This window comes from Desulfosporosinus orientis DSM 765, from assembly GCF_000235605.1.
Taxonomy (GTDB): Bacteria; Bacillota; Desulfitobacteriia; order Desulfitobacteriales; family Desulfitobacteriaceae; genus Desulfosporosinus; species Desulfosporosinus orientis.
Map to the genome: position 1 here is coordinate 1911540 of NC_016584.1, position 14562 is coordinate 1926101.

11 protein-coding genes and 1 CRISPR repeat array are annotated in these 14562 nt (G+C 45.9%); all 11 genes read left to right on the forward strand.

The window, feature by feature from the left end:
* Positions 1-744: 744 nt before the first annotated feature.
* The 11 genes from DESOR_RS08815 (at position 745) to cas1c (ending at position 14556) form a co-directional block, all read left to right on the forward strand.
* Positions 745-1563 carry a DUF169 domain-containing protein gene (locus DESOR_RS08815; protein WP_014184253.1) on the forward strand — a complete coding sequence of 273 codons (819 nt, stop codon included), beginning with the start codon at positions 745-747 and terminating at the stop codon, positions 1561-1563.
* An 11-nt stretch (positions 1564-1574) separates the two neighbouring features.
* Positions 1575-2366: an ABC transporter permease gene (locus DESOR_RS08820; RefSeq protein WP_014184254.1), complete on the forward strand. Its 792-nt coding sequence runs from the start codon at positions 1575-1577 to the stop codon at positions 2364-2366.
* 42 nt (positions 2367-2408) lie between these two features.
* On the forward strand, positions 2409-3422 hold the full coding sequence (locus DESOR_RS08825; protein ID WP_014184255.1) for an ABC transporter substrate-binding protein: 1014 nt from the start codon (positions 2409-2411) through the stop codon (positions 3420-3422).
* Between the two features lie 21 nt (positions 3423-3443).
* Entirely contained in the window at positions 3444-4469 is a 1026-nt protein-coding gene (locus DESOR_RS08830) for an ABC transporter ATP-binding protein (RefSeq protein WP_014184256.1), read from the forward strand.
* Positions 4470-4714: 245 nt separating this feature from the next.
* A complete protein-coding gene (locus DESOR_RS29300) occupies positions 4715-4852 on the forward strand; it encodes a hypothetical protein (RefSeq protein ID WP_158309019.1) in 138 nt (45 codons plus the stop codon).
* 225 nt (positions 4853-5077) lie between these two features.
* Positions 5078-6442: a CRISPR direct-repeat array (repeat unit 32 nt; unit sequence GTCGCTTCCCACTGGGAAGCGTGGATTGAAAT).
* A 140-nt stretch (positions 6443-6582) separates the two neighbouring features.
* Positions 6583-9030 (forward strand): CRISPR-associated helicase/endonuclease Cas3, encoded by a 2448-nt coding sequence (locus DESOR_RS08835; RefSeq protein WP_014184257.1) that lies wholly within the window; start codon positions 6583-6585, stop codon positions 9028-9030.
* A gap of 16 nt (positions 9031-9046) precedes the next feature.
* Entirely contained in the window at positions 9047-9790 is a 744-nt protein-coding gene (cas5c, locus tag DESOR_RS08840) for a type I-C CRISPR-associated protein Cas5c (RefSeq protein ID WP_014184258.1), read from the forward strand.
* Positions 9787-11916, forward strand: a complete 2130-nt coding sequence (gene cas8c, locus DESOR_RS08845) for a type I-C CRISPR-associated protein Cas8c/Csd1 (RefSeq protein ID WP_014184259.1) — start codon at positions 9787-9789, stop codon at positions 11914-11916. Before cas5c ends, cas8c begins: the two co-directional genes overlap by 4 nt.
* Positions 11913-12767, forward strand: coding sequence for a type I-C CRISPR-associated protein Cas7/Csd2 (gene cas7c / locus DESOR_RS08850; protein WP_014184260.1), 855 nt, complete (start codon positions 11913-11915; stop codon positions 12765-12767). The genes cas8c and cas7c overlap by 4 nt, the downstream gene beginning before the upstream one ends.
* 89 nt (positions 12768-12856) lie before the next feature.
* A complete protein-coding gene (cas4, locus tag DESOR_RS08855) occupies positions 12857-13528 on the forward strand; it encodes a CRISPR-associated protein Cas4 (RefSeq protein ID WP_014184261.1) in 672 nt (223 codons plus the stop codon).
* Entirely contained in the window at positions 13525-14556 is a 1032-nt protein-coding gene (gene cas1c / locus DESOR_RS08860) for a type I-C CRISPR-associated endonuclease Cas1c (protein WP_014184262.1), read from the forward strand. Before cas4 ends, cas1c begins: the two co-directional genes overlap by 4 nt.
* Positions 14557-14562: the final 6 nt, after the last annotated feature.

A 14562-nucleotide genomic window follows, 5' to 3' on the forward strand; every position in this document is an offset into this window, starting at 1 on the left:
AATATAGAAATCTGTTTGGTTATTGCTCAGTAGAGGGTGGGGCGAGGCAGTGATCGATGTTTGACATTTACATAGTTAACGTTATGGGTCTTCCTCAAATTCGGATTCGTATCCGAATTTGAGGACAAGCCCGTCCGGCTCCATGGAACAGATTGGCTGGTTGTGGATCCGGCTTTTTTTAGAGGAACGAGCCCGAACGAGTTTATGTTGATACCGTGTTAAATCATCCCCATGATGGCTTTGTCAATCCCGATTTTCTCCAATTAGGAATAGGGATTTTATATTGATCATGATGTTTTAGCGGATCATCTCGTATTCAATATTAGACTTTGATTACTTAATTGGCACTTTAAAACATATGTAATTAATGATATAATTAGATAATTAAATGATTATATTGGGCAGGGCGATCCTATGCCCTTTACCTATTTCATAAGCTCAGATACTATTGGTCATTAAGATTTAGATTTGGGAAAAAGTCTTAATGCATAGTTTCTTTCTAACTCTCGGAAGCTGTTGTAGAGAAGGAGTGGGGAGCGTGCGTGACCTCCCTGGATTATAACGGTATCAAGGATAGAATTATGATCGGAAAGATTTCCGCAATACCTGAGATTATTTGCACAATCCATGAAAGGGGAAAAGTGATACGTATTTAACTACATGTCTATCTAAGAGGGGGACAAGAGTATGGATAATAGGGAAATAAAGTTGAGTCATTAATATATTAGTTAGGAGAAAGATAGTGTGGTTAACAAGGCTGATGTGGAAAAAGCCTATGCGGTATTAGATTTAGACAGGCAAATAGTTGGGATTAAGATAGTTAAGTCCAAAGCTGAATTCGAGCAAGCCCAAGCTAAAGAATTGACCTATCCACTTGCGTATTGTGTAGCGGTTAAGCTTGCAACAAATGGGAAAGCCTTGAAAATGACCAAAGAATTTTCGGGGTGTCGAGGAAGTACGAGAGCCCTCGGCCTAACCCCGTCTCCAGAAAGTTTTTATAATGGTCAGGATGGTTGTGCCTTAGGGCTATATGAATCGTCCGAACTTGCAGCAAGTGTTGCCAGGCAAATGAAATATTGTCCGCCAGATACTTATGGAGTCATTATTAAACCACTGGAACAATTTGAGTCGGATCCGGATGTCGTTTTGATGGTGGGTGACAGTTATCAGATCATGCGCGTCATACAGGGGTATTCCTATGTCTATGGCTTGCAGCCGAATTTTAATATGTTGGGAAATCAGGCAGTTTGTGTGGAATGCACATCTTACCCCTTAATGACAAATCAGATTAATGTTTCACTGTTTTGTTCAGGGACCAGATTTTTAGCAAAATGGCGACATACTGAAGTAGCTGTGGGAATTCCTTATGAAAAGTTTGGTAAGGTAATTGAAGGCGTCCGTTTAACCGTCAATGCGGTTGAAATGAATGAACGCAAAAAGGTTATCCAGGCAAAGCTCGCCAAGTTAGGCTATGACGGTTCTGAAATAAGGTTCAATTATACATATTATTTGAAATTAGAACAAGATAAACAAAAGCAAAAGCAGAGGAAGGAGGTTGACTAAGCAGAAAGCTTATGGATAAAAAGAGAATATTGATTATAACCACTCGAACTCTGCTGGTTTTAGGATTTATCGCCTTATGGGAATGGTCTGCGAAAAATCGTTGGTACAACCCGTTTTTTACCAGTTACCCCACCGAAATTGTCAAAGACATAATTACTTTTGCCAAAAGTGGCGATTTGACCTATCATACCTCAATTACTTTGAAAGAAGCCTTCTTAGGTTTGTTTTATGGAACAACTATCGGAATCTTGTTAGGGGTTTTATTTGGTCAGTTTGTAACCCTTGGAAAAATCCTTACTCCGATTTTGACTGCAATTAATGGTATTCCCCAGTTGGCTTTAGCACCGGTATATGTTTTATGGTTTGGTCTGGGGTTAACATCAAAAGTTTTTTTAGCAGGTCTAATGGTGTTTTTTTGCGTGTTTTTTGCAACTTATAATGCCATCAAAAACATTGAACAAAATCTGGTTGAATCTGCCCATATCCTAGGCGCAAATTCCTTCCAAACCTTGTGGTATGTAGTGTTGCCAGCCAGTATGCCCTGGATCCTTTCGGGTATCCGGGCTGGGGTAGGAGCGTGTATGGTAGGTGCCATTATTGGTGAGTATATGGGTGCTGCCGGTGGCTTTGGCTGGATGGTAACCTATGCCACCTCTTTTTTTATGGTCCGCAGAGTGATGTCCTGTATCACCATCTTGCTGATAGTAGGCATTGTATTAAATTGGTGTTTGGATAAAGTTGAAAAATACGCACTGCGCTGGAAGGTGGAAACCAATTTATCTATGAGTATGGAAAGCAAGTGATTTCACTAAGTAATTACAAATAAATTTAAAGGAGAAAAAGAAATGAAAAAAATTATTGCAATGCTGCTCTTATTGGTTATGTCCACAACCCTACTGGCCGGATGTGGCACAAAAGAGAAGGCAACAGAAAAAGAAACAGCCGGTAAGGAATTAACCAAGGTAGTGATTTCAGAGTTCAGAAATTTAAGCTGGTCAGCAGTTTACGTCGCTTATCAAAATGGTTATTTTCAGGAAGAGGGAATAGCTCCGGAATTTGCCTTATACAAAGATGGGCCGATTGCCTTCCAGGGAATGCACGGAGGGGATTCACAATTTTGCTTATTGTCCCAGGAACCGGTTCTGAAGGCAGAAGAAGAAGGTTTAGATTCTTCGATTATTTATTCCGTCTTAGATACCAGACTTTATGGCTTTGTCAGTGCCAGTGATATTAAAAGTGTCAAAGATCTCAAAGGTCAAGCGATTTTTGCAGGTATGCCAGGGTCTGCACCCTATTCTTTTGTCTCTGCTATTCTCAAAGAAGGCGGCTTAGATCCACAAAAAGATGTTACCTTTGTTAATTTGGATTACAGCGCTTCGATGTCAGCCTTAAGTAAAGGACAAATCAAAGCCAGTTACATTAATGTTGATAACCGGGTAGAAATTCAAAGTATGGATGTCAATGTATTAGTTGATACTTCCAACCCGGCTGATGCTGCCAAGTACTTAAAAACAGATGTCTTTTCAGGAGAAATTATTGCTGCTACAGGCGAGTTTGCCGCTAAAAATCCTAAAACCGTACAAGGTTTTGTTAATGCAGTGGATAAAGGTACTAAATGGATCAATGAACATAGTGCAGCAGAAGTGGCTAAATTGATTTCGCCTTTATTCCAGGGAATGAATGTGGATGTTTTAACTAAGAAAATCTCAATTTTAAAAGGCGCTGTTACCAAAACCGGCTATATTTCTGAAGAATCCCAGACAGCAGTGGAAAACTTCTGTATCAAAAATGGGGTAATTAAAGCACCGATCCCTTATAACCAAATTATTGATATGCAATTTGTAAAGTCAATTAAATAATTTTAAAAAATGGAAAAAACTATGAGCTATATTAGATTTGAAAGCATTGAAAAATCCTTTGCTGGCAAAAAGGTCTTAGACAATATCAACATTTGTATTGAGCAGGGTGAGTTTATTACCTTGTTAGGACCTTCCGGTTGTGGGAAAACTACATTGCTGCGCTGTTTGGCGGGCTTAGAAAAAGTAGATGGCGGTAAGATTTTTTTAGACAACAGAGATATTACTTACGCTTTGCCCAAAGAAAGAAATCTTAGTATGATTTTTCAGCAGTATAGTTTATTTCCGACTATGACAGTCGCAAAAAATATTGCCTTTGGTTTAAAAATGCAGAAACTTGACAAAGCAGAAATTAAAAGCCGGGTTGCTAACACTCTGAAAATGGTTGATCTGGTGGGAAGTGAAAATAAGTACCCGGGACAATTATCCGGTGGTGAGAAGCAACGTGTAGCCTTGGCAAGAAGTATTGTTACCAAATCAAAAGTCTTACTATTAGACGAACCGTTTAGTGCTATTGATGCAAAACTTAGGAAAGCTCTGCAGATAAAAATCAAGGAAATACATGATGAATTAGGGATGACAACTGTCTTTGTGACCCATGACCAGGAAGAAGCCATGAGAATGTCTGACCGGATTTATTTAATGAACAATGGCAAAGTTGAACAGGCTGGTTCCCCAATGGATTTATACTTAAATCCAAAAACAACTTTTGCCGCAAGTTTCATGGGGCATTGCAATCTATTATCCCACGAAGCTTTTCAACAAGTGACAGCATTTGAAAAGGTCAAGCAAGGTTTCTATGCAATCCGTCCAGAGAATATTGGGATGACTTTGCAGGAGAACACTGAACATACTCCCAATAATTATTATCTTAAGGGAATCGTCAAGCGGATTATCCCCCAGGGAAATATTATTCGTTATACAGTATTAGTTAATGGGAATCTTCTAGATGTTGATACTTTGTTTGAAGTCAACAATCAGTTGGTTAAAAATAACGAGGTATATTTATCAATTGACAAAGAGCTGATTATTTATTTCGGTATTATTTAAAAGGGTTTAATAATTCATGAATTGACCATAGAATAGAATTGCCCTGGGTTGCTCTCAGCAGCCCAGGGCAATTCTATTAGAAAATAGGTGAGGGTTTTTATTGAAGAGTCTGGACGAAGAGATCTGCTCCCTCCTTGCCAAGCGCAAAGAGCAGTCCAATGAAAATCCCGGTTTTCCCTATCTGGACCTGATTTCCAGTGGAGCCTTTGGTCTTTAGACAGCGGCTGTGGCGATTGTAGAGCAACTTGGAAGAACTTGACTTTACCAAAAGTATTACTTACACTTTAAGTAATATTTTTGGTAAAGAGGTAATTGATGATGCCCAAATTGAGCAATTTGTTCGACTTATCGAGCAAGGAATTGCCCTTATTATGATTTTCTAATATTTAGGTCGGTGGTATATCAGGAAAAGGAGAATGGGGATATACGAACTATTTTAGTGCGAATGTGAAGCGAACATAAAATCCCTGGGGATTCGCACCGCGAAGTATGTGAGAATTTGCTGAAATATGTAGAGAGTATTAGGGAAAGAGCTGGGTTTTTGGTGAGCAAGGTAATAAAATAGGATAAAGCTATCTGAAATAAGATGGTTTTTATTAGTTTTTGCTGTCGCTTCCCACTGGGAAGCGTGGATTGAAATAGGCTGAAAGAAAAAGAATTCAAGCTATTGAGGACGTCGCTTCCCACTGGGAAGCGTGGATTGAAATTAATTTAGTCATCTCATCAACGTACACGACGATCGTCGCTTCCCACTGGGAAGCGTGGATTGAAATTAATCTTATCCATGCCCATTTGCTCCATAGCTGATTGTCGCTTCCCACTGGGAAGCGTGGATTGAAATCTTAGGACCTCAGACTCATTTTCCTGAATATTCGTCGCTTCCCACTGGGAAGCGTGGATTGAAATTGCCAACAAATATATCTAGCCAGTAAAGCATTAGTCGCTTCCCACTGGGAAGCGTGGATTGAAATGGATCGCGAAGGGAAATTAATTATCGAGCAGTTATGTCGCTTCCCACTGGGAAGCGTGGATTGAAATCGCAGTGCATTTACTCAGGCGAATTTGATTAGCGTCGCTTCCCACTGGGAAGCGTGGATTGAAATTGTGATAACATTTGAGCCGCTGGCATGACTCTAGGTCGCTTCCCACTGGGAAGCGTGGATTGAAATTTCCCTTGGAGTAAATCCAACACATTCAAACGCCGGGTCGCTTCCCACTGGGAAGCGTGGATTGAAATTCCGTTAGTCCTCGTAATGTTTGAACTAAGCTCATGTCGCTTCCCACTGGGAAGCGTGGATTGAAATTTGGAATGATCGGGGGGCGTAGGTAATTGAGTCGAGCGTCGCTTCCCACTGGGAAGCGTGGATTGAAATTGTTTCTTCGTCGATCCCTTGCACACTGAATTGAGGTCGCTTCCCACTGGGAAGCGTGGATTGAAATTTCCATAGTTCGGTCTTCATATTCCGGCCCGTGTGGTCGCTTCCCACTGGGAAGCGTGGATTGAAATTGCACCACTACTGAGGACATTTTCGACCCGCCTCAGTCGCTTCCCACTGGGAAGCGTGGATTGAAATGGATTATATCACGCCGGATACCAATTCCCGCAAGTCGCTTCCCACTGGGAAGCGTGGATTGAAATCCCATCAACCTGACCATTTGCCTCCATGGTTGCGTCGCTTCCCACTGGGAAGCGTGGATTGAAATCCCCATGTTTGCCACTTATTTTCCTCCTTCCTTAGAGTCGCTTCCCACTGGGAAGCGTGGATTGAAATCCTTTCCCCCTTTACTCATCATGTGTCAAAAGGTCGAGTCGCTTCCCACTGGGAAGCGTGGATTGAAATATTTCTTTCAACTCAGCCAGTATTTAACGTAAGGTCGCTTCCCACTGGGAAGCGTGGATTGAAATTTACCGTATATTTACCATCAAGTAGTACAACTTGTGTCGCTTCCCACTGGGAAGCGTGGATTGAAAATTTGTGTAAAAAGAATGTCTTCCCATAAAAAGTGGTTAAGACGTTCTTTTTATTTATCAAAGTAAAAGAAACGACAAATTCTAACACAAAATATGGCAAAAGGAGAGCTATAATAAAAAGACAAGTATAAGCAAGGGGGAATGCCTACGAACTCCAAGCGTTTTATTGCTCATATCCGCGCAGCCGATAAACAAGAGCAATATGTAGATGAGCACAATGATCATGCAGCAGAGCTGGCTGCTGCTGTGGCTCAGGGTTACGGCCTTGCTAATATCGCCAAACTGGCGGGGCGGCATCATGACGACGGCAAAAATACGCCTGAGTTTACCGCATATATCCGGGCGGCGGCTGAGGGAAAAAAAGTCGTCCGCGGTTCTGTTATTCATTCTACTCACGGCGCCATACTGGTCAATGAACTGGCTTCCTCAAAGCTGAGTTCCCGTTTAACTGCGGAAATGGTCCGGACGGCAATTATGAGCCATCACGGACTGAGAGACTGCCTTTCTCTGGACGGGGATGCCGTGTTTGCGGAAGCGGCGGAAAAGGTCGCCGGCTCCTATGAAAGCGTAAAAAAAGAGGTCTACAGGCACTACGGTGAGGATTCTATCAATCAAGAATTTGTTGAGGCCTGCCGTGACACCCGGTCCATAGTGGCAAGTATTCAGGCATTGCAGAAAAAAAGTAAGTCATTAGGTTCTATCCAATTTTATTTGGCTATGTTCACCCGCTTGCTCACCTCCATTGTCATAGATGCCGACCGGACAGATACTGCCTGTTTTGAAGATAAGAGAGCGTTGCCCCGGCCCAAAGCACCCGACGAGCGCCGGGCTATGTGGGAAATGTATCTGGCTCACTATGAAAAAGAACTGGAAGAGCTGCCAAAGGGGAAAAAACCATCCAGCCTGGACCCTTACCGAGGGGAAATATCCAAGGCCTGCGCAGAATTTGACGGCGGCGAGGCGGGAATCTTCCGCTTGGTGGTACCCTGCGGGGCTGGAAAAACCCTGGCCGCTCTCCGCTATGCCTTACATACTGCCTGGCATTATGGAAAAGAGCGCATTTTTTATATCGCTCCTTTCAACTCCATTCTGGAGCAAAACGCAGGGGAAATCTCCAGGTTTATCGGGGACCCTGCAGCTGTGCTGGAACATCATTCCAACATTATTTTTAATGACGGTGAGAGCAAAGATAACATAGAAGAGGAGAAAAGGTATCAACTGCTGACGGAAAACTGGGCCCAGTCCCCGGTGGTGGCCACTACCGCCGTCCAGTTTCTGAACACGTTGTTTGCAGGCAAGACCTCCAACCTGCGCCGGATGCAGGCTCTGGGGAATTCGGTGATTATCCTGGATGAAATCCAGGCCCTGCCCCTAAAGGTTTTAAAGCCCTTTGACGGGGCTATGAATTTTCTGGCTACTTTCTGCAAAACCTCCGTGGTCCTTTGCTCCGCAACCCAGCCCCTTCTGGATAAGATGGACAATTACCGGATCTTACCCCCGAAAAGCATCATTGTCGATGAAGAAAAATACAGTGAGGCTTTCCGGCGGGTGCAAATTGTGGAATGCATGACGGAGCGGGGGTATTCACGGGAAGAAGCGGCGGATTTCATTGTCGGTCAACTGTATGAGTCTCGATCCGTGCTGGCCATTGTCAACACCAAACGAGGCGCTCGTGAAATTTTTAAGCATATACGGAACAGGCTGGCGGATGAAACCCTATACCGGATTTTTCATTTGTCCACCAATATGTGTCCTGCTCATCGCAGCAGAGTCCTGGGTCAATTGCGCGCAGGGCTTGAGGACAAGGAGTCCGGTGAAAAGATTATCTGCATCAGTACATCGTTAATTGAAGCGGGAGTGGATGTTTCTTTTGAGCGGGTCGTCCGTTCGCTGACCGGTCTGGATAATATTGTCCAGGCGGCGGGACGCTGCAACCGCAACTATGAAACCTCCTGCGGAATCGTCTCAATCATCAACCTCCGGGATGAACAGACAGGCAGGCTGGGTTATCTCAAAGTAGCCCGGCAGGCCACCCAGGAATTGCTGTACAGCATAAAAACCTCCCCCGGGTGTTATCCTGGAGGGGCTTTATCCAAGGCCGCCATGAATGAGTATTATGCAAGATACTTTTACTCTTTGTTTGCTGAAATGGCCTATCCCCTGAAGTTCGATCCGGAGCACAACCTGCTCCATTTGTTGACGAACAATCCTTCCGGCAAAAAAGGATTTGAGGAAAAATATCCTCAGGAGCAGCTTCCCGAGTTGAAGCAGGCCTTCAAAGAAGCGGGTGAAGTGTTTTCCGTGATCGAGGACGACGGAAAAGCAGATGTATTCATTGACTACGACGATGAGGCCGGGAACAGGCTGAAAAAGCTGAAGGCGGCAACGACCCTCCAGGAAAAACGTTCGGCCCTGCGGCAGCTTCAGCCTTACATGGTGCAGTTAAGGGAGAATGACTGGATCCAAAGGCAGCGATTAGCTCTGACATCAGAGGACGCGGGCATTCTGGTGCTCCCCCCCGGTTACTATGACAGGGAGTATGGAGTGGATGAGACCCTGGACATTAAGATGGAAACACTGATCATTTAAGAAGGAGGTGATGGTTATGGAAGTCAAACGAAATACCGTGGAGTTTCTGGTCAAGGGCAACAGAGCCTTGTTTGCCGATCCGGTCACCCGGGTAGGAGGAGAAAAAACCAGTTACTATGTGCCTACTTATGAAGCATTAAAAGGGATACTAGCCTCAGTCTACTGGAAGCCAACTCTGGTTTGGATTATTGACGAGGTCCGGGTGATGAACATGATTCAAACGGCATCAGAGGGTATCCGCACCAGGAATTACGACGGCGGAAACGATTTGTCCGTCTATACCTATCTGAAAGATGTTTGCTATCAGGTCCGGGCTCATTTCATCTGGAATGAAAACCGGCCTGAGCTGGCCGCCGACCGCAATGAGCATAAACACCACAATATTGCTCGGCGCATGATTGAGCGGGGCGGACGTCGGGATATTTTTCTGGGAACCAGAGAATGCCAGGGAACGGTGGAACCTTGTGTCTACGGTGAGGAAGCCAGCATCTATGATCAGGTGGAGGAGCTTCATTTGGGCTATATGTTTCATGGCTTTACCTATGCGGATGAAGCGCTCAGGCAGGCGGAAAAAGAGCATATGAGCGTACGCTTCCACCATGTGATCATGAAAAGGGGTGTGATCCAATTTCCTGATCCGGAAGAGATTCCCGACCGGGACAGACGCATCCTTCATAAAATGTTAGTCAAGCCTTTCGGAGAAGCTATCGGCAATTTTTCAGGTTTGGCTGAATTTGCTGGGGAGGAGGTAGCGGAATGAACTGGGTAGCATCCCTTTGTGCCCTGTATGATGCTAACGCGGAACGGGCCGGGAAAGCGGAGAAGTGGAAGGGGAAGCCTCTGGTGCTGTTCCCTGTAGGTTACGACACGATGGAGGCGCAAATAGAAATTCATATTGATCAGGAGGGAAACTACATGGGAGCACGCGTTCTGGAAAAGGAAGAAGCAGAAACGCTGGCTCCTTACCCGGAAAGCAGAACCAGCGGCCCCAAAGCGTTGCCTCTTTTTGACTCCCTGGCCTATGTTGCCGGTGATTTGCTGGAGGCGGTAACCTTTTATTTTTCCGATGCCAAAAATGAAAAAGAAAGGCAGCGTAAGCTGGCAAGGCTGAAAGAGTCCTTTCCCCGCTACCTTGCAGGTCTTAAGGCATGGTGCGAATCGCCCTTTTCGCATCCCAAAGTTAGGGCTATCTATCGCTATGTTGCCAAGCAGACTGTTGCGGGAGATTTAATCAGGAGTCAGGTGTTAGGGGCCGATGAAAACGGTATTGTTTCCGATAAAGTGAAAGTCCAAAAAACCTCTCTGGACAAGGCCTTTGTCCGGTTTCGTGTATTTATGAATGATGAGCTTCTGCCGGAGGATATCCTGGGTGATCCGAACAATGCTCATGACAGTGCCGTATGGCTGGACAGAACGGTGCAGAACAGCTTTATCGACTATTATTTATCCACTTTTCAGACTACGGACCTTTGCTATATGACCGGGGAACATACGCCCCGCGCCAAAACCCATCCTCTGAAAATCCGGGGAAAATGGGATACCAAGGCCAAATTGATTTCCGCCAATGACGACACGAACTTTACGTACCGGGGCAGGTTCATTACCAAAGAGAAAGATACGGGCTATAATGAGGCATTGTCCATAGGATATGTCACCTCCCAGAAAGCTCATAACGCTTTGAAATGGATTATCCGCAGGCAAGGGTTCAGCCGGGATGGGGTCTGCATTGTAGCCTGGGAAAATGCTTTACGGGATTTGCCCGATTTCTACGCCAGTGCGGCTGATATTTTGTCCAGAGTAACAGAAAATGCGGAAGATGAGGCTGAATTTGAAACAGAGGAAGAGATCCTGCTTGAAGAGGACGAAGGGGAGATTCCGGAAACAAATTATGCCAGTGCGGCAAAATTTAATGCTGCGCTGGATGGCTATGCTTCAAAGCTGAGCGGTATATCCAAGATGGTGGTTCTGGCCCTTGACAGTGCCACGCCGGGGAGATTGGCCATGACTTATTACAAAGAACTGGAGTCCTCCCGTTATCTTAAAAACCTCCACCAGTGGCATGACAGTTGTGCCTGGAAACATGAATATATTCAGGACAAGAAGCTGAAGGTCTATGAAGGGATGGCTTCCCTCCGGGAGATTGCTCTGGCCGTCTACGGTACGGAGCAGGGGGAGGACAATAACCCCCAGCTTAAGCTGTCTAAGAACAGTGATAATAAAGCCCCCATGCTGGCAGATGTTTTTGAACGGTTGCGTCCGTGCATTATTGAAGGCGGGGCGATCCCTCGGGATATGGTGCGGGCGGCTGTCCTGAAGGCCTCCAATCCATTGGCTTATAAAGGGAAGTTTAATTATAACAAGGTCCTGCATATCGCTTGTTCCTTGGTAAAGCGTCTTTACTGGGAGAAACAGCAGCGCATGGAAAGTGAAGGAGTGATTTTAAGGATGGAGCTTGATAAAACGAATCGGGACAGGAGCTATCTTTACGGGCGCATACTGGCTGTGGCGGAACGGGTGGAGAGAGCCACCTATGAGAAAGGGGAAACGCGGACTACTAATGCGGAGCGGTATATGCAGGCATTTTCCCGCAGCCCGTTCCGGACCTGGAATACTATCTGGAATAATCTGCAGCCCTATCTCAAACAGCTGAAGCCTGCCGCCAGAGAGTATTACAAGAATCTGCTGGGTGAGATCACGGGGCTATTTGAATATAAGGACCGCATATCCAACGAATTTCTGGACGGAAAATATCTGATCGGCTATGACTGCCAAAGAACGGATTTGAAGCGCTGGCCGAAGGAGCAGCCCGCTCCAGAGGGGGGACATTCTTCGCCGGAGGGAACGGACGAAGATCATAATAATGAAGAGGGAGAGGAACGAAGATGAGCATTCTGCAAAATAAGATTGACTTTGCGGCCATCGTTTCAGTCACACGGGCCAATATTAACGGGGACCCCCTTAACGGAAACCGTCCGCGGGAAGATTATGACGGGCATGGGATTTTCTCGGATGTAGCCGTCAAGCGCAAGCTCCGCAACCGGCTTCAGGATCTGGGTGAGTGCATCTTCGTTCAGTCCGATGACCGTTCGGACGACGGACACAAAAGTTTGAAGGACCGGGCGGATGGTTATGAGGAGTTTAAAGCGGAAATGGGCAAAGGGAAGAAAGCAGACCGGGATAAGTGCATGCAAATCGCTTGCCGCAAATGGTTTGATGTGCGGGCTTTCGGCCAGGTCTTTGCTTTTAAAGGGGATGAGGTATCCGTTGGGGTGCGCGGCCCGGTGTCGGTGCAGCAGGCGGTTAGTGTTTCACCTATTGATATTGTGGATATGCAAATCACCAAGAGCGTGAACAGTGAAGCGGGAAAGAGCGGCAAATCATCGGACACCATGGGAATGAAGCATTACGTTAATTTCGGGTTGTATGTGATCCGGGGCAGCATCAATTGCCAATTGGCGGAGAAAACCGGTTTCACTCATGAGGATGCCGAAAAGTTTAAAGAGGCATTGCGCACCTTGTTTGAGAATGATGCCTCTTCAGCACGGCCCGAGGGCTCCTGTGAAGTATGCAGGGTTTACTGGTGGGAGCATAGGGAAAAAACACCGAAAGAAACATCGGCAATGATCCAACGGGCTTTGCATATCACGCCTAAAAAAGATGTTCCCCAATCCTTTGATGATTATGAGATTGAGCTGGAGCCAACGGAGTGCGTTCCTGAAATCATCGATTTGGTTTAATGATTCGTTGGCTGCAAAGATTGGTGGAGAAGGATTGTTGGAGTGTTCGTGGGACGTTGATGTAGTGAGAGATTAGTGAGGTTTTAACGATGGAATACCAAGAAGACGATTTCCTGCTCTTATCGGGCATCCAGCACTACGTGTTTTGCAAACGCCAGTGGGCCTTGATCCACATCGAACAGCAGTGGCAGGAGAATCTGCGTACCGTGGAGGGGGCAATCCTGCATGAGAAAACCCATGACAGCACCATCAAGGAAAAGCGGGGAGATTTGATCATTTCTCGGGGGATGGGGGTTTTTTCCCGTACCCTGGGGATCACCGGGGCCTGTGACGTGGTTGAATTTCATAAGTCCCGGGGCGGCGTTACCCTCTACGGCAGGGATGGAAGGTATTTGCCGGTGCCGGTGGAGTATAAACGTGGCAAACCGAAACAGGATAACGCGGATGTGCTCCAGTTATGCGCCCAGGCTATGTGCTTGGAAGAGATGCTTTTATGTAGCATACCGGAAGGGTTTTTATACTATGGAGAACCCAAACGCAGAACAAAAGTCGCCTTGGACGAGGAGATAAGGGAGGAAGTCATAAGGATTTGTTGTGAGATGCATGAGCTCTATGACAAGAGATACACTCCGAAAGTCAGAACTACTAAGGCCTGCAAGGCTTGTTCCCTTAAGGAACTTTGTCTGCCTAAGTTATGCAAGAATCCATCGGCCCTGGACTATATGAGGAAAACTATTTCAGAGATCGAGGTTGATCCATGAGAAAATTATTGAATACCCTCTATGTGACCTCCCCTAATACTTATCTATCCCTTGATGGAGAAAATATTGTGATTTTGAAGGATGATGCGGAGGCCTTAAGAGTTCCTCTGCATAATCTGGAGGGCATTATCGCATTTGGCTATACCGGGGCCAGCCCGGCCTTGATGGGGGCCTGTGTCAAACACAATATTGCCTTGAGCTTTATGAAATCCAGCGGGAAATTTCTGGGCAGGGTAGTGGGGGAAGTCAGAGGGAATGTCACCTTAAGAAAAGCCCAGTACAGGCTTTCCGACGATGGAGGGGAAAGCCACAGAATCGCCAAGAGCTTTATTTTGGGGAAAATATATAACTCCCGCTGGGTAGTGGAGCGGGCTACCCGGGACCACGGGGCAAGGCTGGATGTAGAGAAGCTAAAAGGAGTTTGCCAAACCTTGGCTAATGCTCTGAAACAGGTTGAGAACAGCAAGGATTTGGAACAGCTGCGGGGCGTGGAAGGGGAAGCGGCATCTCAATACTTCAGAGTGCTGGATGATTTGATTCTCCGGCAGAAGGAGGATTTTCATTTTAAGGTCCGAAATAAACGTCCTCCTTTGGACAATGTTAATGCCATGCTCTCTTTTGCCTATACCCTATTGGCTCACGATGCTGCTGCTGCCCTGGAAACGGTGGGACTGGACCCCTATGTAGGATTTTTGCACCGGGATAGACCGGGGAGGATCTCACTGGCTCTGGATTTGATGGAAGAGCTGCGGGCCGTCTACGCAGACCGGTTTGTTCTTTCTCTAATCAACAGGCGGGAAGTCGGTCCCGATGGATTTACCAGGATGGAAAATGGAGCGGTCATCATGGATGACGATACGAGAAGAAATTTCCTCAAGGCGTGGCAAAGCAGGAAACAGGAGGAGATAAAGCATCCTTTTCTGCAGGAGAAAATGGAGTGGGGACTTGTGCCTTATGCTCAGGCCATGTTGTTGGCCCGGTTTATCCGGGGAGATCTGGACGGATATCCGGCCTTTATGTGGAAGTAGGTGAAG